This is a genomic window from Mesobacillus foraminis, from assembly GCF_004340465.1.
Classification (GTDB): Bacteria; Bacillota; Bacilli; order Bacillales; family Cytobacillaceae; genus Mesobacillus_B; species Mesobacillus_B foraminis.
In genome coordinates, this window is record NZ_SLVV01000026.1 from 1 (window position 1) to 20,931 (window position 20,931).

A 20,931-nucleotide genomic window follows, 5' to 3' on the forward strand; every position below is an offset into this window, starting at 1 on the left:
GAGTTAAGCTCATAAAAAAGAAAAAACGTTGGCTAGTGATTTGAAATCACTAAGTTTTATTGTTTGTTGACGCTTGTTTGTTTAGTTTTCAAAGAACAATTCACGTTGCGCCTTTTTAAAGAAGCAACTCTTATATATTACCTGACGAAGAACTCTGTGTCAACAAGTTTTTTTATCAAAACAATTGTTGACTCGCTGTCCTCGCAGCAACAGAAATAAATATACCACCTATATCAGTCGCTGGCAATACTTTTTTAAACTTTTTTTATGATCCATTGAAGTAAAATTTTTCGCTCAATTCATCAGCAACAATTACATACAAAAAAAGCAAAGCATCTCTGCTTTGCTTTTAATTAAATTAGCGATGTCTCATTAATGGGAAGAGCAATACATCTCTAATAGATGGAGAATTGGTTAACAGCATAACAAGACGGTCAATCCCTATTCCCAGTCCGCCTGTTGGAGGCATGCCGTATTCCAGCGCTTCGATGAAATCTTCATCCATTTCGTGCGCTTCATCATTGCCTTGCTCTTTTTCTTTTAGCTGCGCTTCAAAACGTTCCCTCTGATCAATTGGGTCATTTAATTCTGTGAAGGCATTTGCATGCTCCCGCGCCACAATAAATAGCTCAAAGCGGTCAGTAAAGCGCGGATCTTCATCATTCTTTTTAGCAAGAGGAGAAATTTCCACCGGATGGCCATAGATAAAGGTGGGCTGAATCAGCTTTTCCTCTACCTTTTGTTCAAAGAATTCATTTACGATATGACCATATTGCATATGCTTTGTAATTTCGACCCCATGCTCTTTCGCAAGCTTCTGTGCTTCCTCTGTGCTCATTTCCTTCCAGAAATCTACACCTGTGTATTCCTTGATGGCATCGACCATATGAAGTCTTTTCCACTCAGGTTTTAAGTCTACTTCATAGTCGCCGTATTGGACAGTTGTAGTCCCCAGCACTTCCTGGGCTATATGAGCGATCAGATTTTCCGTCAGTGACATAATGTCACGGTAATCCGCATACGCTTCGTACAGCTCAATCATGGTGAATTCAGGGTTGTGCCTGGTAGATACTCCTTCATTTCGGAAAACGCGGCCAATTTCATAAACTTTCTCCAGACCACCGACAATAAGACGCTTGAGATGCAGCTCAATGGCAATCCTCATGTAAAGAGTCATATCCAGGGCGTTATGGTGAGTAATGAACGGTCGGGCAGACGCTCCTCCTGCAATGGAATGCATCATTGGTGTTTCCACCTCAAGATAACCATGGTCATCCAAATAACGGCGCATGGATTGAATGATCCGGCTCCGGTTAATGAAGGTTTCTTTGCTTTCATCGCTGGTAATCAAGTCAAGGTATCTTTGGCGATAGCGCTGCTCAACATCTTTAAGTCCGTGGAATTTGTCCGGAAGAGGACGCAGTGCCTTTGTCAGGAAGACAAAATCACTTACTTTGACAGAAAGCTCTCCTACCTTCGTTTTAAATAGAGTCCCTTCAACACCGACAAGGTCTCCAAGGTCTGATTCATTGAAGACTCCATACTGCTCCTCGCCAACAGCATCCTGGCGGACATAGATTTGAAGCTGTCCTGTCAGATCCTTAACATGGGCAAATCCAGCTTTTCCTTTTCCTCGTTTAGTCATAATCCGGCCGGCAATCTTAACCACTACGTTCTTGGCCTCTAGCTCTTCCTTTTCAAGTTCACCGAATTCACGGACAAGCTGCTCCGTATCATGGGTTCTTTCAAAGCGCTTGCCGAAAGGATCCAGTCCTTTTTCCCGCAGGGCGTTCATTTTATCTCTTCTGACTTTGAGCTGGTCATTTAACTCTTCATGACTCATATATATTCACTCCAATTTAGTAATAATAGGGCTGGTATGTAGTCTCGTGATTGGATACTTTTATTATTTTACACAATTAAACGGCTTCAGACATAGTAAATATCATAAATAGCAAAAAAACTGCCAGTTATCCCCTGGCAGTCCTTGTCAATAACAAAAGTATTATAGAAAAGGAAAAAGTCAAAGTCAAACTATACTGCCTGTGATTCCTTCTCCATTTTCCCCTCTACTTCGGTTACGTAATCAGTCAGCAAGGTTACCAGCTGCTCTCGTGTACTGCATTCATTGACAGAATTACGGACGTTTGCGTTGCCGCGGATGCCCTTAAGGTACCACGCAGCATGCTTTCGCATTTCACGGACAGCGATATATTCATTCTTTAGTGCAATCAGCCTGTCAAGGTGAAGGAGGCAGACATCAATCTTTTCCCGAACGGATGGTTCACCCATAAGCTCGCCGGTTTCAAGGTATTTCACGGTACGGTAAATCACCCATGGATTACCTAACGCTGCACGTCCGATCATTACTCCGTCAACCCCGGTCTCATCTAGCATCCGCTTTGCGTCTTGCGGGGTCTGAACATCACCGTTCCCAATCAGCGGAATATTTATGGATTGCTTGACTTCACGAATGATATCCCAATTTGCTTTTCCTTCATACATCTGTACACGTGTACGGCCATGAAGGGCAACCGCACTGCCGCCCGCACGCTCGACCGCCTGTGCATTTTTCACCGCAAAGATATGGTCGTCATCCCAGCCCATGCGCATTTTGACTGTAACCGGCTTGTCGACAGCATCTACTACTGCGGACACCATTTCATAAATTTTATTGGGATCAAGCAGCCATTTTGCTCCAGCATCACATTTAGTGATTTTTGGAACAGGGCAGCCCATGTTGATATCAATAATATCCGCATTCGTATTTTTATCTACAAACTTGGCCGCCTGAACAAGCGTTTCCCTTTCTCCTCCAAAAATTTGAAGGCTTAACGGGTTTTCCCGTTCATCTATATAAAGCATGTTCATGCTTTTTTCATTTTGTAAAACAATCCCTTTATCACTGACCATTTCAGCACATACAAGTCCGGCGCCGAATTCTTTAACAGTGAGGCGGAAAGCTGAATTGCAGACTCCGGCCATTGGTGCGAGAACAACAGGGTTGTCAATTATGATATCACCTATTTTAAGCATGGCTTTACCTCCTGAGTTTTTGTTAATTATTTATTTGATTGCGTTCCTCGGGTGGCGCGAGCTCTTCCATGCTAATTTTCAGCATCCGGGCAACCTGCTTCATAAATGTCACATCGGGCATCCTGTTCCCTCTTTCAACTTCCCCAAGGATGGAGACCGATACCCCAAGTTCTTTAGCAAAACTTTCCTGAGTAAACCCTTTTAGCTTTCGAAAAGCCCGAATACGTCTTCCCCATTTTTCCGCTTCCATATTCGTACCCCTTCTTTATCAGGTATACTGTCGAGTGAGGAAAAGGAACCCTCCTTAGTCGGCAGTTTAATATCTGGCTGTATCTCTAATAATGGAACCATGACAAAAGCTCGTTCCTGCATCCTTGGGTGAGGAACGATTAACTTCTCTGAATTAATATTGTCTTGATTATACAGGAGAATGTCAAGGTCCAATGTCCTTGGACCCCACCTAATTTCCCTTTTTCTCCCAAGTTCCTTTTCAATGGCCATGATTGCGTCCAGTAATTCATAAGCCCCCAGTGCAGTATTTACCTTAATCACCATATTTAAAAATCGATCCTGATCCAGGTAACCCACTGGATCTGTTTCATAAATGGATGAAGCATTTACCACTTTAATCTTCTCATTTTGGTGCAACAGCATCGTAGCTCTTTTTAGATAGTTATACCGCTCCCCTAGGTTTGAGCCGGCTGAAATGTATGCAATATTCCTCACAGCTGTCTGCTCCTTGTAATTTCGACTGCAACCGATTTGTAATGGCCAGGAATTGGAGGATCCGGCTTTATAACCGTTACATGACAGGCAGCTATCTGTTCAAACTTCGCTAGCAGCTCCTGGGCAATTTTTTCAGCAACGGCCTCAACCAGCTTAAAAGGCGGACCCTCTACAACATCCTTACAAACCTGGTAAAGTTCTGCATAGTTAATAGAATCGTCCAGGTGGTCGCTTTTTCCTGCCTCTGAGAGGTCAACTTCCACGGTGAGGTTGACTGCAAAGCGTTGTCCAAGGCGAGTTTCTTCCGAAAAAACACCGTGATAGCCATAAAACTTCATCTCGTTCAGGTGAATTTTATCCATTTTTATTCCCCTTTCCCATCAGCGCATCCATCATCTTTGCCATCCTGGCCATTTCCTTTACATCATGAATCCGGATGATCTGGCAGCCCTTTTGAATGCCATAGCATACTGTGGCGCCAGTACCTTCCATTCTTTCAGAAACCGGCAAATCAAGAATTTTTCCGATAAAAGATTTTCTTGAAGTGCCAAGGAGTACCGGGTAACCTAGCGCAACCAGTGTATCCAGGTTCCTCATCATTTCAATATTTTCTTCGAGAGATTTTGCAAACCCGATACCAGGATCGAGAATGATATTTTCCGGCTTGACACCAGCCTGCATGGCGAGTCCGACACTTTCGTAAAGATCATTAAACACATCCCGGATATAATTTTCATAATTCCGGTCATGGCGATTATGCATCAGAATGAATGGGACATTATATTTAGCCGCCACCTGCGACATCTCATCGTCCCACTTTCCGCCCCAAATATCATTGATGATATGAGCTCCAGCCTCAATTGCTCCGCTCGCTACTTTTGCCTTATATGTATCGACAGAGATAGGGGCATCCACATTCTTAGATATAGCCTCAATAACAGGAACAATACGCTCGAGCTCTTCCTCATCTGAAATAAGGGTATATCCTGGACGGGTTGACTCCCCGCCAATATCAATGATATCCGCCCCATCCTCGACCATTTGGCGCGCACGTTCTACAGCTGACTCAATCCTGTTATATTTTCCTCCATCTGAAAATGAATCTGGAGTTACGTTCAGAATCCCCATAATTAATGTTTTGTGTTCATAATCCAGCTTATAGCGCCCAGCCTGGATTACACCTTGCCTTTTACTGGTCATGCCTATGCCTCCAATTACAATTCATTTCTGCTCCAGAGTTTTGTTCTGTATTCTCCGTACCTCTTGAGTAGTTCCTTGGCTACAGGACCTTCTTTTCCTGGAAATGCTTTGCTTTTATACGAGTTTACACCAACGATTTCTTGAATGGAATTCGTCAAAAAGAGTTCTTCTGCCGATTCTGCTTCCTCTTCACGATAAAGCCCTTCCCTGATCTCCAGACCGGACGTGCGGGCCAGCGCGATAACAAACTGGCGGGTGATTCCGTTTAAAATTCCCGTTTCGAGAGAAGGTGTATAAAGAGCCTGGCCCCTTACCCAAAACAGATTTGAAACAATCCCTTCAGCGAGAAACCCCTCTTTGGTCAGAAAGACTCCCTCCAGATCCGGAACCTCTCCTATTTCTTGTTTGGCAAATACATTATTAAGGTAATGGTGTGATTTCAGCCGTTCCGTCCCTTCCGGCGTGTTCCTTGGGAGGCTGAGTGTTTGAACCCTCTTTTCTGCCATGTCCCCAGCAGGGGGAAGCGGTTTGGCAAAGATCAGCAGATTAGGATTCAGGTATTCTGCCGTCCGCAATCCTATATCGCCTGTACCCGCAGATACGTTCAGCCTAATATAGGCATTTTCCAGGGCATTTTCCATTAGAAGTCTGCTGAGTATTTCTCTTATCTCTTCTCTTTGAAAACGGGCCATTATCTTCAGCTGTTTTAAACCATCATTAAGACGTTCCAGGTGGTCATCCAATAAGAAAGGATGACCGTTATAAATCCGAAACGTTTCAAACAGACCAATTCCATATAAAAAACCATGATCGTAAGGCGATATGCGGACTTCATCCTTATGGATGAAGTCTCCGTTGAAATACATGAACATAGCTATATTCTTTCATGCCCGGCTGGGAGGAGCACCGGGCCGGCCTGGTACGTTTTGATAAAATTAAGAAGCAGCTGCTTTCCGGCAGTGGTTAAGATGGACTCAGGGTGAAATTGGACACCTTCAACAGACAAATGCTTATGTCTGACAGCCATGATTTCCCCTTCCTCCGTCCACGCCGAAACTTCCAGGCACTCCGGAAGGGTTTCTCTTTTTACAATAAGACTATGGTATCTGGCAGCAGGAAAAGGATTGTCAATCCCTTTAAAAATGGTGCTGTCATCGTGGTGTACCATTGAAGTTTTCCCGTGCATCAGCCGTTCTGCCCGTACAACATCTCCTCCAAATACCTGGGCAATCGCCTGATGGCCCAGACAGACGCCGAATATCGGCAGCTTTCCGGCAAAGGCTTCAATGGCTTCCAGACTGATCCCTGCTTCATTGGGAGAACACGGACCTGGTGAGATCATCAAGAATTTAGGATTTAGATCCGCAATTTGTTCAACGGTCAGCTGGTCATTCCTGACTACCTTGAGCTCCTCTCCTAATTCACCCAGATACTGAACAAGATTAAAGGTAAAAGAATCATAGTTATCAATCATTAGTATCACTCAGAGTCATCCTCCATTTCTGCAAGTTCCTTTGCTCTCCATAAGGCGAAGGCCTTTTTTAGCGATTCCTTATATTCATTCTCAGGACTGGAGTCGATTACGATCCCTGCGCCGGCCTGCACGTGTGCTTGTCCGTCCTTTACCAGCATGGTCCTGATCATAATATTCATATCCATATCTCCATTAAACCCAATCCAGCCAAGGGATCCTGTATACGGTCCTCTTCTGACAGGTTCCAGCTCCTCAATGATTTCCATTGTTCGCACCTTTGGAGCCCCTGTGATTGTTCCTCCCGGGAAAACGGCATGAATGACATCCTTCCAATCTTCCCCTTCCCGAAGCTCGCCCCTGACATTCGATACAATATGCATGACGTGTGAGTACTTTTCAATCACCATGAATTCATCGACCTCGACTGTCCCGTATCTGCAAACCTTCCCCAGGTCATTCCGTTCAAGGTCGACAAGCATGACATGTTCAGCCCGTTCTTTTTCATTATCAATTAACTCAGCGGCCAGCTTTTCATCCTCTTCCATGTCCTTTCCTCTGGACCGTGTGCCCGCAATGGGACGCGTACTGACCTCGCTGTTTTTTATTTTTACCAATAATTCCGGAGACCCGCCTACGAGCTGGTACTCATCTGTATGGAAATAAGCCATATAAGGGGAGGGATTCAATTCTCTTAGCTTCTGGTAAATCGATTTGGCAGGAACGAATACTGGCCTTGTCTGGCGGACAGAAAGGTTTACCTGGAACACGTCACCCTGTGATATATATTCCTGGATTCTTTTCACTGCCTGAATGAACTCTTCTTCACTCATGGACACCTCTAATGTGCTTTCCTTCCTTTTTACCTTCTTGCTTCCGGGTTCAACGCCAGCAGCCTTCCATTTCTCCAGCCACTGATTGGCGTTCTCCTCGGCCACCGCCTCTTTCCCATTTTCATGCAAGACCATTACCCAAAGACATTCTGTTTCATGATCAAATACAAACCATTCGTTAAACATAAAAAAGTGAACTTCTGGAGTTCCTAAATCCTCTGCAGACATATTCGGGAGCCTTTCAATATATCTGGCATAGTCATAGCTGATATAGCCAATGGCTCCGCCCCGAAAATCTGGCAGGAATGGTCCCTCCTGCACTCTAAATTGACCCATCCAATCCCTCATGATTTCGAGCGGGTTCCCACTCACCGTCCTCTTTCCGGTATGGTCATTTATCTCTAGTTCATTGTTTTTGCCAATAAAAGATGCTGCAGGGTCAAAAGCCGCAATCGAATATCTCCCGCCCCTCCCGCTTTCAAGCAGGACATGTTCCTTGTATTCCTCTGCTATTTGATTATACCGGTTAAAGAAACGCCCATGATCAAATCTAATTTTTTGATGGTAAATACCATAATTCGGCATTTTTCGCACTCCTATCATTGCTCTTTATCATACATAATGCCTGCATGCTCTTCAATTTTCCAGTGATTTTTGTAAAAAAAAAGAGGCAATGGCTCTCAGCCCTGCCTCTTTCTGTTAATTTTTTATGTTTAATCTTCAAACTGATATAAAGGAGTGCTCAAATAGCGTTCTCCATTACTTGGAAGGATGGCTAATACCTTCTTGCCTTTTCCAAGTTTCTTCGCAACCTGCAAAGCGGCATAAATTGCTGCCCCAGAAGAAATCCCTCCGAGTACACCCTCTTCTTTTGCCGCGCGGCGTGCATATTCAAACGCTTGCTCATTCTCTACCTGGATAATTTCATCATAAACCTCAGTATTCAGTACATCCGGAACGAAACCTGCACCAATACCCTGAATTTTATGAGGGCCAGGCTTTCCTCCAGACAATACTGGTGAATCTTTAGGCTCTACTGCAACAATTTTGATATCGCTGTACTTTTCGCGAAGCACTTTTCCTGCACCTGAAATCGTACCGCCTGTTCCGATTCCAGAAACAAATGCGTCTAACTGATCGCCCATTTGCTCAACGATTTCCGGACCAGTTGTTTTTTCATGGACTGCAGGGTTGGCAGCATTCTTAAACTGCTGCGGCACAAAATAGCCATTTTCCTTCGCAAGCTCTTCAGCTTTGCGAATGGCACCGCCCATACCCTCGGGTCCGGGAGTGAGAACAAGCTCCGCTCCGTAAGCTCTTAAAAGGTTACGGCGCTCCATGCTCATGGTTTCAGGCATTACTAAAATTGCCTTATAGCCTTTAGCTGCCGCCACCATTGCAAGGCCAATCCCTGTATTTCCACTGGTAGGCTCAATTAGCGTGTCGCCTTTCTTCAGCTCTCCGCTTTCTTCAGCCGCTTCAATCATCGCAAGACCGATACGGTCCTTTACGCTGCTGCCCGGGTTCATATATTCAAGTTTTACATAAACATCTGCACTGTTTTCATCTGTAAGGTTATTTAACTTAACGATTGGTGTCTGGCCTATTAACTCAGTTATGGAATTTGCAATACGTACCATTTTTAATCCCCCCTACTATTCCGACTAATTTTATTGGTTTAATTAAAATTTACCAGTCTTATAGGCTGATGTCAATCCTTTTACCTAGTTACTTTGTTAAAATTCTAAAAACTTTTATGTAAAAAAGGGCACGACCCCAATGGGATATGCTTTTTTTCTTTTAATCCTCTTCCTTATTCCCATAAAACCAGGTTACATCAGCTTCATTCCAAAATGCCCTCGCAGAAACAGGAGTGTCCATCTGCTCAATCGCTAGTTGCCGCCTGATCTGGTCTTTTACTTCAGAAAAGGTATATTTTTTTCCTGCCATCTTTTCATGCAAAAAGAGAATTGCATATCCCTTTTCAAGCTTAATCGGCCCGGACCAGGTACCCTCTTGCATATCCCGAGCTTCCTTTAAGACGGAAGGGGCCAACCTTTCGTTTTCCTCGCTGACAAAGCCGATGTCCCCGCCTTGATTGGAAGAAAACTCATCAAGCGAACGTTCCATGGCCAAAGCACTGAAACTCGAACCGCCTTCAAGCTCTTTTAGGGTTCTTTCTGCATCGGCCAGGGTACTGACGATAATTTGGGACAAGTGATAGGAGGCTGGAATGTCAAACAGGCTTTCGTTCTCATTATAGTATCTTTGAATGTCTTTCTCTGAAATGACGGCATCCTTGGTCAGCAGCTCCTCGAGCATAAGGTTTGTCTTCACTTCTTCCTCAAAGGCCTTATCATTCAGATGCTGCCCCTCTGCCCCGTACAGGGTCTTATAAAGAGTGAGTTCCCGCTCGAGGGATTTTTTCGGGATCTTAATATCATACTGATCGGCCATATTCTCAATGACCTTTTTGTCAACAAGGTCCCTTAATGTATCTTTCCCATATCTCTCTTCAAGTTCATTTAACCATTCCTGACGGTTAATCTTTTGGTTTCCAACCGTGGCTACTGTTTCCTTTTCCATCCCCCAGCCAGGCCTTGTCATAAAGTACACAACGGTTACGATGTTGACAATGGCCAAGGCTGCTATAATCAGCCAAAGCTGCTTTTTATCCAACATTCCTTCCCCCAGGGTGAAACTTATTTAGCGTCGCTCTTTAACTGCTCTAACTCTTCTCGTGAATAGATATATTTTTCATTGCAAAAATGACATTGCGCTTCTGCCTGGCCTTCTTTATCAATCATATCGTCAATCTCGTCCGCACCAAGACTGACAATTGCAGCAGCAAATCGGTCTTTTGAACATTTGCAGGTAAAAGTAACCGGAATGGTATCAAGGAAACTGACATTCCCCTCCCCAAGTACGGCTTCGAGCAGCTGCTCAGGAGTCAGCCCTTTTTCAATCAGTTTGGAGACTGGAGGGATTTCCTTCAGCCGGTTTTCAATTTTTGTGATTGTTTCATCATCGGCCCCAGGCATAAGCTGAATAATGAAGCCGCCTGCTGCTTTGATTGTGTTGTCGGGGTTTACTAAAACTCCTACACCCACGGATGAAGGAACTTGCTCAGATGTAGCAAAATAATAGGTAAAATCTTCACCAAGTTCTCCAGATACAATAGGCACCTGTCCGGTAAAATAGTCCCTTAGACCAATATCCTTCACAACCGAAAGCATTCCGGTTGTCCCTACTGCTCTCCGGACATCAAGCTTTCCCTGTTCATTTAAATCAAAATGTACATGAGGATTGGATACATATCCGCGGACTTCGCCTTTTGCGTTGCTGTCAACTATGATGACCCCAATGGGTCCACCGCCCTCGATTTTAATCGTAAGGTTATCGTCCCCCTTAAGCATCGCACCCATCATCAAGCCTGCAGACATTGTACGCCCTAATGCAGCCGAAGCTACAGGCCATGTATAATGGCGGCGCTGTGCCTCCCCAACCGTATCTGTACTTTTAACAGCATAAGCCCTGACCTGGCCCTCAAAGGCAAGCGCCCTCACTAAATAATCCTTCATGAAATAGCTCCTTTCTGATTGCATAGCATTTCTTACATTATTGGTTTCGTTTATAAATCAGCTGTAAACCTTTTAAAGTCAAAAACGGGTCGACAATATCAATGATGTCTGACTCCCCTGCAATTAATCCGGCAAGCCCCCCAGTCGCAATGACCGTAGGATCGGTGTCTCCTTTTGCCTTCATCCGTTTAACTATTCCCTCTACCTGCCCCACATATCCATATAAAATGCCGGATTGCATCGCTGCAACAGTATTTTTCCCGATAATATCATCCGGACGGGAAATTTCAATGCGCGGCAGCTTGGCTGCCCTTGAATAGAGGGCTTCCGTAGAAATCCCGATACCGGGAGCAATAGCCCCGCCCATATACTGCTTTTGCTCATTTATATAACAGTACGTAGTTGCAGTCCCAAAGTCCACAATAATCAAAGGGCTTCCATACTCATGGATTGCGGCAACCGCATTAACGATCCGGTCAGCTCCTACTTCACGCGGGTTTTCATATTTTATATTCAAGCCGGTTTTAATTCCTGGTCCAACCACCAACGGCTTCAGGTTAAAGTACTTCTGGCACATTCTTTCTAAAGCAAACATGATGGGAGGGACGACGGACGAAATAATAATTCCATCTATTTCAGAAAATGACAGCTGGACACTGTCGAACAAAGCCTTAATGGTCATCCCATACTCATCTTCACTTCGGTTCCTGCTTGTCTCGATTCGCCAATGATGCTTTAATTCTTCCTGTTCATATACACCTAAAACGATATTCGTATTTCCTACATCAAATACAAAAATCAAGTCGCTCACCACTTTAAGGAAATTTTCTAAACAAATACTGCCAACATCATATCACAATTACCAAAATTCCAAAAAGAAAAAGACGCCCTGCAAGAGAGCGTCCAATTCTTAAGCGTTCGGTTTGTCACCATTCGGATTAGCATCGTCCTGGACCGGCTTATCTCCGGAACCAGCAGAATCCTCGTCCTTTTTAGAACTGATTGTGACTTTTACATCATCGCCTGTTATAACAGGGGCACTGCGATCAGGCAGCTTGCCATGTTCTGCAAGGTGTTTAATCTGTTCAGCATCCAGTGTTTCCACTTCGAGAAGCGTTTTGGCAATAATATCGAGTTTTTCGCGGTTTTCAGTCAGGATTTTTCTGGCCTTCTCATAGCACTCTTTAATAATGCGCTGAATTTCCAAGTCAATTTCATATGCAATCGCATCGGAGTAATTCTGCTCATTATTGAAGTCACGTCCGAGGAATACCTGTCCTCCCTGTGACTGACCGAATTGGAGCGGTCCGAGTTTATCACTCATTCCGTATTCCGTAACCATCTTTCTTGCAATTCCTGTTGCACGCTGGAAGTCGTTATGGGCTCCTGTACTTACCTCACCAAAGACGATTTCCTCGGCAACACGGCCGCCAAGGAGGCCGGTAATTTTATCAAGAAGCTCAGGCTTTGTCATGAAGTAGCGGTCTTCCCTAGGAAGCATCACCGCATAGCCTCCCGCCTGTCCGCGTGGAACAATCGTTACCTTATGGACAATATCCGCATCATCAAGCACCAGCCCAATGACCGTATGTCCCCCTTCATGGAAGGCAACTATATTCCGCTCTTTTTTGGAGATGACACGAGTCTTCTTGGCAGGACCCGCAATGACACGGTCTGTCGCTTCATCAATGTCATCCATTTCAATTTTTTTCTTATTCTGGCGGGCTGCTACCAGCGCCGCTTCATTTAACAGATTTTCAAGATCGGCTCCCGAGAAACCTGGAGTCCGCTGTGCAATTGCCTTTAGATTAACCGACTCTGAAAGCGGCTTGTTCCGGGCATGTACTTTAAGCACGGCTTCACGGCCATTAACATCAGGACGGTCAACCGTGATCTGGCGGTCAAACCGGCCCGGGCGCAGCAATGCTGGATCCAGGATATCCGGACGGTTGGTTGCAGCGACAATGATAATTCCTTCATTTGCGCCGAAACCATCCATTTCAACAAGCAACTGGTTGAGCGTCTGCTCGCGCTCGTCATGACCTCCGCCAAGACCTGCTCCACGCTGTCGTCCAACTGCATCAATTTCATCGATAAATATAATACATGGTGCATTTTTCTTTGCATTTTCAAATAGATCACGGACGCGGGAAGCACCCACACCGACAAACATTTCAACAAAGTCGGAACCACTGATGGAGAAGAACGGTACGCCCGCCTCACCAGCAACCGCACGGGCCAACAAGGTTTTACCAGTACCCGGAGGTCCAACCAGCAGGATTCCCTTAGGAATACGGGCACCAAGCTCCGCAAACTTGCGGGGATCTTTCAGGAATTCCACAACTTCCACGAGTTCCTGTTTCTCTTCATCAGCACCTGCAACATCCTTAAAGCGGACTTTTTTCTTCTCATCATTGTACAGCTTGGCTTTGCTTTTACCGAAGTTCATGACCCGGCTGCCGCCGCCCTGCGCCTGATTCAACAAGAAGAAGAATAAGATGAAGATAATGATAAACGGTATGATGGATGTAAAGAATGTCACCCAGCCGCTTGTTTCCTTGGCAGGAAGGACTTCCACATCTGCTTCTTCAGCAGCTGCCCTAAGTTCCGCCAATGTAGCTTCACTATTCCATATATACGTAAGGAAAGTTTCATCTTCTTCAGCATTTTCCATTTTGCCTCTTACTTCATATACACCGCGTTCAGGCTGTATGGTAAGTGACTCAACGTCGCCATTTTCAAGTCTGTCAACGAACTCATTGTACGGAAGATGCTTTGTCGGTTCGTTACTGCCATTAAAAAAACTGACAACGCCAATAATGACTAAAAATATCAATAAATAAAAGATGGTATTACGGAAAATCCGATTCATCCCTTACCTCCTCCCACTGTAAACAAACTATATTAAATAGTATCATAGAAAATTCCGCATGCACAAGAATTTAACCTTCGTTAACCCTTGCAAAATCACGAATGATACCGTTTTACTGCAAGAAACTTCTATTCGCTTTTGCTGTAAACTTCCGGCTTCAAAACACCGATATATGGAAGGTTCCGGTATTTTTCTGCGTAATCCAACCCGTATCCAACGACAAATTCATCGGGTACGATAAAGCCAACATAATCGGCCTGAATATCTGCTTTTCTGCCTGTCGGTTTGTCCAGCAGGGTAACAATTTTAATGGACTTGGCTTTACGGTAGCGGAAAAGCTCCACAAGATAGCTTAAGGTAAGTCCACTGTCAATTATATCCTCAATAATAAGGATATCCCTGCCTTCAACAGAAGTATCGAGGTCCTTCAGGATTTTCACCTCGCCTGAGGATACTGTGGAATTCCCGTAGCTGGAAACATCCATAAAGTCCATCTCAAGGTAAGTGTCAATTCTCTTTAAAAGATCTCCCATGAAAGGCATTGCGCCTTTTAGAACTCCAATTGCCAGCGGGAAACGGTCCTGGTATTCCTCTGTTAATCTGGCAGCCAGTTCCCTTGTCTTTTCCTGTAGTTCCTCTTCTGAGATCAATACTTTTTCAATGTCTTGTTTCATTTTTTGTGCCCCCTGAAAGAAATCATTGCTTATAAGCTAACTCCAATAAATCACCGGTTTCCGGGCCCCCAATTGAATGGCTTGATTTTTTCAAGCCTGGCAGCCAGAGAATAGTTCCTGAACGGTCAGTAATAACTGGCCATTTATCTCGTTCGGAAATTGGGATTTTTTCATCAATAAAAATATCTTTGATCTTTCTGGTACCCGACATCCCCTTCAGTGTCATCCGGTCACCGGGCTTCCTTGTCCTTATTACTAGCGGAAGGGACACCTGGTTTAAATCCAGAATGAAAGTGTCCTGAACTTGAGGAGCTATGGATTCTTCCCATACGTATTTCGCCTCAATCATTCCGCCCTGCGGCAGCGAAATCTTACCAGGCCCATTAAGTTCAAATAGGTAAGGCTCCCACTTTTCGGGATTTTTCCCGAAATGACATTTTTCATACGAGCGGACGATTTTTAATCCATTGGGTAAGTCAATAGTTCCGGAAGGATGAGGGTTGCGAATGATTGAAAATATACTATCAATATGTACAGCAGAAAGAGAAGAAGTCTGTTCTTCGTAAAGATAGTTTAATATTAGTTTAATCCCTCTCCTTTGTAAAGGCATTGGCATTTCTAGAAAGGAACGGATATCAAGGGCAATCTCCCCTTTTTCCTTCTTGATTATTTTATTCAAATTTGCCTCAGTCAATTCAGCAAGATATTCTTCGTCACTTTGCAGTTCCTCACTGAACCGCTGAAAGTGCTCGTGCACATGGGCGTTCTCGTTTTTCATAAAAGGCAGCACATTCTTCCTGAAACGATTTCGGCTGTAAATGTCCTTTTCATTGCTTGGGTCCCTTCTTGGATCAAGCTGATGAGATTGGCAGTATCTTTCAATATCCTGTTTGGTCAGACATAAAAACGGGCGAACAATGTATCCATTCTGAAATGGCCTGAGAAATGGAATTCCTGCCCTTGCTTTCCCGGTACTTCCTCTTGTCATTCGCATTAATATCGTCTCGACCTGGTCATCTCCATGATGGCCTAAAGCAAGAAAATCCAAATGGTGCTGAACCATTACCTTCCCGTAAAACTCGTATCTAAGCTCTCTTGAAGCCAGCTGGGGGTTTTTACCGGTTTTTTCAATATAGGACGGAACATCTTTTTGCTCCATTTCAAACAGGATGTCTCGTTCTTTACAAAAATCCCTGACAAACATCGACTCTAAATACGATTCTTGACCCCTGAACATATGGTCAAAGTGGGCAGCGACAATTTTTATACCCGTACTTGCGCGAAGCCTCCATAGATAATGTAGCAAGGCTAGAGAGTCTGGTCCGCCAGATACGCCAACTGCAATGCACTTACCTTCCAAATGAAATGAGTGCCTTTCCATGAAATCTTTCACTTTTTTTCCAATCATCATGTTCTTCCTTTGGTGGGTTTATTACATTTACCCTTGCTATAGCACTTTAATCTTGAAATCCGCATCTTTCTTTCCATTAACGGGAACCTATTTCCGCTATAGATTGAAAGAAGCGGACAAGGGATTCTTTAACAATATCTCTATTATACGAATAACCCTTATAAAAGTTTCAATAAATTATAAAACCTGCATGTAAATATATAAAAAATATATAAAAGTAATAGCCGAAATAATCAGACAGGTTTCAAAAAGTCCACTCTTCTTTTTTTGCCTTACTTGTGACTGCCTTGACTTCGTCCTGCTTCCAACAGAACCTTGCGTTTTTACGGGTGCCTGTTTGACACGGGGAGCACCGTTGGGTGAAGCGGGCTGAAGAACGTGCAGCAGTTCCATTCTCATTTGTTCAGCCGACTGATACTGTCCTGACAGTGCTTTATTTATCACCAACTCGAATTTACGCAGCTCCGGCTTTTGTTTGATCATCGGCAGAAGCTGGTTGATCCCGCCTGTCGTCTTGGTAAATCGCTTGGGATAGGCAGTGTTGAGCATGATCATCCCAACCGCAAATAAATCATAGCGTTCATCTGCTTTGCGGCTTCCCAAACCCCAGTAGCCCCTGTCGAAGAACTCGGTAAACTCTTTAATGGCCCTCCCCTTTAGAGTGGTCCCTCCCACATCAATGCAGCGAATCCGTGCGGGGGGGCCGCTAACAATTAAATTCTCCGGCTTCAAATCTCCAAACACCCAGCCATTTTTATGCAAATCAGCAAGATCCGCCAGCAGCTGCAGGAACAATACACCCATCCAGTCCGACCCTTTTTGATGAATAAAATGCAGTAAATCAGGACCCTTTATAAACTCCATTACGTAAAACGATATTTTTGTGCCGCTTCGCTCCCAGTCATCAACATCAAGCAAAGAAGGTCCGAGGGCAGAGCCCTGGACCTTAGCAAAGGCTTTTAGCACATTTACTTCAGAAGTAACAGACATAGCGTTATCACTCATCTTTAAGGCTACCTGCTGATTGGCATTCCGAGCTAAATAAACAATGCCGTTTGCCCCAAAGCCGAGTTCCTTTATGACCGTATATTCATATTTGTGCCATTTACCCTTAATGACTGTACCAGGGGCAACTTTACACAGACTCTTCAAAGAATTGTTCATCATCACGGGAAAGCAGACTCCTTAACGAACGTTTTTTCTGGAAATAGCTTATGGCTTCCTGGATGGCAGGGCCAGTAGGTGTAATGCCGCCAGTGGTCAATTTTGAAAAAATCGATGACAAGGACTCCAATCTCGGTGTCCAGTCCAAAAGTTTTTCAACCTCTGTCTTTTTCCCGGGAAATACAAACACCGAAAACCGGTTGGAACCCGAACGTGCATTCAAACTTAGGCTTAAGTCAAGCAGCGCTTCTTTTACGGTCGGAAGTTTATGCTTCATGCTTGCACTCGTATCAACGAGGATCAAAACCTCCAGTTCAACCGCTTCTCCCAGCTCATCCACAACCTCCATAATTTCGCCTCTCTTTTCAGGAGGCAGATCTTCCATTGTTTTTGCTCCTCCTAAGATCTGCTGCAGCTCTTTGTTCACAACCCCCTGCAATGTCTGGGTCATGGCTTTCCTTGTGACCATTTGCACGGTCTGGGAAAGCTGCTGGGAATAAACCACCTGGCTTACCCCTCCACCGGCAAGGGCGATTCCTTCGATTTCCTTTAATCCCTGATCATCAATGACGTCCTGCTCCATTACACCGATTACATTGACTGTGACTCCTTGCTCCTTTGCAAGTGCAGACATGGCAATCGGGTCTTCCCCCTGATTCGAACAACCATCCGTAATCAGCAAAATTTGCTTTAAAGTCCCGGTCCTCATAGAAAGTCTCCCTCCGTTGGCTAAATTTGTTACCATTCTCGACGAAGAACCAATGAAATATACATAGAAAAGCGGAGGCGACATTTCAGAGATCTTCGGCTAATTAATCCCACATCCTGTGGCAAACGCCGAAGTCAGCACATCCTGTGCAAGTCCGAAAAGCGCTGGCCGGCTAAGACCAACGGCACCAGGACGTCCTTTCATGTATATCAAGCCTCTTTCTTCACTGGGATGGAGGCCCATTTTGGAATATTATGATCGATTTTGGCTACGACTACAGTCATATCATCCTCAATCAGCCCTGAACGGGAACGAATGACTTCTTCCATTATCAGGTCTGCTATTGCTTGTGGGTCATCCGTCTGCAGCTCGCTAATTTTCCTCTTCATCCATAGATCATAATTTTCAACATGCTTTGGACCCTCAAAAACACCATCGCTCATCATAATGAGCAGGTCTTTGGCTTTAAGCTGCTCGCTGACGACATCCACTTCAAACTCCTGCAAAATTCCCATTGGCAGATTGCTTGCCTGAATCTTAATAATTTTGTTTCCTCTTTTAATAAAACTCGGCGTAGAGCCGATTTTCAGAAAACGTGAGGAGGCATTTTGAAGGTCAATGACAGCCAGATCAAGTGTGGAGAAAATTTCATCGGTTGTTCTCAGGGAAAGAATCGAATTCACTGATTTTATCGCTACTTGTTCTTCAATTCCGGACTGGAGTATTTGCTGGAGGAGCATAAGGGTTTCCTGGCTCTCTGAATGGGCCCTCTCTCCATTCCCCATCCCGTCACTGATGGCGATGGCATACTTTCCTCCGCCAAGCTCAATCGTTGAAAAACTGTCACCTGAAACCAGATCCCCGTCCTTGGCAGCATGGGCAACGCCCGTTTTTACGGCATAGGCCTTGGCTGATCTGAAGGTAACGTGACAGACTCCATTAGGAAAAGGGGAACATTCCTCGGAATTCACCAGGATAGTTTCACCGAGGATATCCGAAAGCATAGGAGCAATCAGTTTTTCACATTCACCATGACCCCCGCAGTAAGGAATAGTCATGTCGATATCGACATTGCCCTGTTCCAGGCTGTAGATATCCACCTGTTCAATTTGGATGCCGAAATCCTGAAGTGCTTCAAGAATCTGCTCCTCTTGCTTATGGTGGTTTTCCCTCTCCCGCTGAATTTCTTTAGCAAAGTCACCCATAACCTCCGAAACACCAAGCAACTGATCTGCCACCAGCTTCCTGCTTTCCTGCACCTGCTTTTTAAGTTTGCGGTTCGCCTGGTAATAAGTAAGCTGCTGCTGCATGATCTCCATTACCTTTTTAGATCTTGTGCAATGCTTATCCCACTCTCTCGATAGCCTCGGTGATACGGTTCCGGACTGGTTATCCATTTCATGCATAATCTCACTCATGTAATCATAGGTTGTATTAAAGTTCCTGGCCCAGCAATGGTCCTTTTTAAAACAGGTCTGACAGGTCTTTTCCGTAACATTGCTTAAAAAGTAGTCAAGATCACGGGAGGCCTCTTCCGGTTCGGTTTGATCCTCAATGGTTGAAAAACTCTTTGAAAGTGCCTGGAAGACGTTAGAAAACTGGGCCACCCTGCGTGCCGTTACGTCACGCATTTTCCTCATATATTGCTGCTGTTCTGCCGTGTACTCAGGTGTTCCCGGGATATGCTTGGCAATCTTCGAAGTTAGCGAGCTTGGGGTCAATAGAAATAAGAGTACAGCGGCGGCCGATTCAAGCATGGTTTTGCTTAGCTGCTCCCCGCCTTCTCCGTACATGCCAATCAGTAAAGTAGCAATAATTAACCCTAATGCCACCCCGAGCTTTCTGCCTTCTTTCAGCAGTCCTCCCAGCAGCCCTGCAAAGGCAAGAAGGCTCATATGGTAAAAGCTTGATACATTGGCGAGACTAAAGATCAGGCCAGTTACCACCCCTACAGTAGAGCCGACGGTGGCTCCTGCAACAAAAGAAAATACCAATACCAGATATCGTGCCAGTGTATGTTCAATAGATAGGTCATATATGGACCAGCCGATGGTTCCGGTCATCACCGATGCCAGCATAATGATCAAACAGACAATTTCCTCCGTTTTCAAGGACTGCTTCCTTTTGCTGACAGTCATCAGCGGAATGCTTTGCAAAAAGATCAGAGTAAGGATGAGGCCAAGCCCGGACTCAATGGCTGCCATGGCACTCTCATATATAGTGAACTCGCCGCTTCCTATCAATATTTTTAAAAATTCTACTGTGATTATAGTAGAAAAAACAAGGATCGGAAGGCCTTTAAGTTCATCCTCAACCCACTTTTCAGCCAGACGGTAAAGAAGGAGGAAAAGCACGATTGACCCGAATGTAAAAGCAGCCTCGCTCAAAGCAAGAGTAGCGGCTCCTGCAACAAGTCCAAAAAGGGCTATCGGGGCACGGTCCCTTCTGACAAAATAGACTGCAGCAAAGAAAGGCAGGCTAAAAGGGGTAAGCTTCGCTAAAATTAAAGCCCGTCCCAATAAAAAACCGATAAACAGGAAAATATATCCTTTCTTAAGGAAGAAGCTTTCGACTTGTGTCTGCAGCTTAGTCAGTACGTTGGATAGATCAAGTTTCGGTTTAGCAAGTTCAACTTCACCCATTGGCTTCACCGTGTTCCTTTCCACATTTTGCATACCATACACTCCCTGCATTTTTTATCGTTGAGGATAATTATAAGAGAGTAATTGTCAGAATTTTGTCAAAAATGAGGACGAGCACAGGACTTTCGTTCGACTGATTATTTGTTATTCAGCCGACATATTCCTTTTAAATTTTTTATTGACAGGAATACAGAATCTCGGTATTATATTTCTTGTGCCTCAAGACTCGAGACAAGGCAGTTTTCATTATGGCGGTGTAGCTCAGCTGGCTAGAGCGTACGGTTCATACCCGTAAGGTCGGGGGTTCGATCCCCTCCGCCGCTATTTAGAAATGCGGGGCTGCTGGACAGCGAATAGCAATGCAGCCTGTTTATTCGCAAAACATTGCAGGCAGTTGTGTAAATAAAATATTTTTAATAAGGCCCCTTGGTCAAGCGGTTAAGACACCGCCCTTTCACGGCGGTAACACGGGTTCGAATCCCGTAGGGGTCATCTAAAAGCACTGGAAACTTCCAGTGCTCAGCTTGTGGAGAAAGGCACTATTTTTTCTTCCACAAGCTTTTTATTTGGTTCATTTTCTATATTTTTACGATTTTCTTCTTATTTTTAATT

Annotated in this window: 19 protein-coding genes and 2 tRNA genes; 2 read left to right on the forward strand and 19 right to left on the reverse strand. The window is 44.6% G+C overall.

Annotated elements, in window-relative coordinates:
- Positions 1-358: 358 nt before the first annotated feature.
- The 19 genes from lysS to spoIIE all read right to left on the reverse strand — a co-directional run bounded on the left by lysS (position 359) and on the right by spoIIE (position 20,352).
- Positions 359-1,843, reverse strand: coding sequence for a lysine--tRNA ligase (lysS, locus tag EV146_RS26345; protein WP_132011559.1), 1,485 nt, complete (start codon positions 1,841-1,843; stop codon positions 359-361).
- A gap of 191 nt (positions 1,844-2,034) precedes the next feature.
- Positions 2,035-3,036: a tRNA dihydrouridine synthase DusB gene (gene dusB, locus EV146_RS26350; protein ID WP_132011560.1), complete on the reverse strand. Its 1,002-nt coding sequence runs from the start codon at positions 3,034-3,036 to the stop codon at positions 2,035-2,037.
- A 22-nt stretch (positions 3,037-3,058) separates the two neighbouring features.
- Positions 3,059-3,286: a helix-turn-helix domain-containing protein gene (locus EV146_RS26355; RefSeq protein WP_121610342.1), complete on the reverse strand. Its 228-nt coding sequence runs from the start codon at positions 3,284-3,286 to the stop codon at positions 3,059-3,061.
- Positions 3,238-3,762, reverse strand: a complete 525-nt coding sequence (gene folK, locus EV146_RS26360) for a 2-amino-4-hydroxy-6-hydroxymethyldihydropteridine diphosphokinase (RefSeq protein ID WP_132011561.1) — start codon at positions 3,760-3,762, stop codon at positions 3,238-3,240. Before folK ends, EV146_RS26355 begins: the two co-directional genes overlap by 49 nt.
- Positions 3,759-4,124, reverse strand: coding sequence for a dihydroneopterin aldolase (gene folB, locus EV146_RS26365; protein ID WP_132011562.1), 366 nt, complete (start codon positions 4,122-4,124; stop codon positions 3,759-3,761). Before folB ends, folK begins: the two co-directional genes overlap by 4 nt.
- Entirely contained in the window at positions 4,117-4,962 is an 846-nt protein-coding gene (gene folP, locus EV146_RS26370) for a dihydropteroate synthase (protein ID WP_132011563.1), read from the reverse strand. Before folP ends, folB begins: the two co-directional genes overlap by 8 nt.
- Before the next feature lie 14 nt (positions 4,963-4,976).
- On the reverse strand, positions 4,977-5,834 hold the full coding sequence (pabC, locus tag EV146_RS26375) for an aminodeoxychorismate lyase (RefSeq protein WP_132011564.1): 858 nt from the start codon (positions 5,832-5,834) through the stop codon (positions 4,977-4,979).
- A gap of 2 nt (positions 5,835-5,836) precedes the next feature.
- On the reverse strand, positions 5,837-6,445 hold the full coding sequence (gene pabA / locus EV146_RS26380; RefSeq protein ID WP_132011565.1) for an aminodeoxychorismate/anthranilate synthase component II: 609 nt from the start codon (positions 6,443-6,445) through the stop codon (positions 5,837-5,839).
- A complete protein-coding gene (gene pabB, locus EV146_RS26385) occupies positions 6,442-7,851 on the reverse strand; it encodes an aminodeoxychorismate synthase, component I (RefSeq protein ID WP_132011566.1) in 1,410 nt (469 codons plus the stop codon). The genes pabA and pabB overlap by 4 nt, the downstream gene beginning before the upstream one ends.
- Before the next feature lie 128 nt (positions 7,852-7,979).
- On the reverse strand, positions 7,980-8,906 hold the full coding sequence (gene cysK, locus EV146_RS26390) for a cysteine synthase A (RefSeq protein WP_132011567.1): 927 nt from the start codon (positions 8,904-8,906) through the stop codon (positions 7,980-7,982).
- Positions 8,907-9,066: 160 nt separating this feature from the next.
- A complete protein-coding gene (locus EV146_RS26395; RefSeq protein ID WP_309136141.1) occupies positions 9,067-9,948 on the reverse strand; it encodes a peptidyl-prolyl cis-trans isomerase in 882 nt (293 codons plus the stop codon).
- A gap of 20 nt (positions 9,949-9,968) precedes the next feature.
- On the reverse strand, positions 9,969-10,847 hold the full coding sequence (gene hslO, locus EV146_RS26400) for an Hsp33 family molecular chaperone HslO (protein ID WP_132011568.1): 879 nt from the start codon (positions 10,845-10,847) through the stop codon (positions 9,969-9,971).
- Between the two features lie 37 nt (positions 10,848-10,884).
- On the reverse strand, positions 10,885-11,649 hold the full coding sequence (locus tag EV146_RS26405) for a type III pantothenate kinase (protein WP_121610351.1): 765 nt from the start codon (positions 11,647-11,649) through the stop codon (positions 10,885-10,887).
- A 108-nt stretch (positions 11,650-11,757) separates the two neighbouring features.
- A complete protein-coding gene (gene ftsH / locus EV146_RS26410; protein ID WP_132011569.1) occupies positions 11,758-13,719 on the reverse strand; it encodes an ATP-dependent zinc metalloprotease FtsH in 1,962 nt (653 codons plus the stop codon).
- Positions 13,720-13,847: 128 nt separating this feature from the next.
- Positions 13,848-14,393 (reverse strand): hypoxanthine phosphoribosyltransferase, encoded by a 546-nt coding sequence (hpt, locus tag EV146_RS26415; protein WP_132011570.1) that lies wholly within the window; start codon positions 14,391-14,393, stop codon positions 13,848-13,850.
- A 22-nt stretch (positions 14,394-14,415) separates the two neighbouring features.
- Positions 14,416-15,804, reverse strand: coding sequence for a tRNA lysidine(34) synthetase TilS (tilS, locus tag EV146_RS26420; RefSeq protein WP_373566097.1), 1,389 nt, complete (start codon positions 15,802-15,804; stop codon positions 14,416-14,418).
- Positions 15,805-15,981: 177 nt separating this feature from the next.
- A complete protein-coding gene (locus tag EV146_RS26425; RefSeq protein ID WP_132011575.1) occupies positions 15,982-16,971 on the reverse strand; it encodes a protein kinase domain-containing protein in 990 nt (329 codons plus the stop codon).
- Positions 16,940-17,713: a vWA domain-containing protein gene (locus EV146_RS26430; RefSeq protein ID WP_132011571.1), complete on the reverse strand. Its 774-nt coding sequence runs from the start codon at positions 17,711-17,713 to the stop codon at positions 16,940-16,942. Before EV146_RS26430 ends, EV146_RS26425 begins: the two co-directional genes overlap by 32 nt.
- Before the next feature lie 173 nt (positions 17,714-17,886).
- Positions 17,887-20,352, reverse strand: coding sequence for a stage II sporulation protein E (gene spoIIE, locus EV146_RS26435; protein WP_132011572.1), 2,466 nt, complete (start codon positions 20,350-20,352; stop codon positions 17,887-17,889).
- Positions 20,353-20,569: 217 nt separating this feature from the next.
- Here spoIIE and EV146_RS26440 point away from each other — a divergent pair.
- Positions 20,570-20,643 (forward strand) — tRNA-Met (locus tag EV146_RS26440).
- A 96-nt stretch (positions 20,644-20,739) separates the two neighbouring features.
- Positions 20,740-20,811: transfer RNA gene (locus tag EV146_RS26445), tRNA-Glu, on the forward strand.
- Positions 20,812-20,931 lie beyond the last annotated feature (120 nt).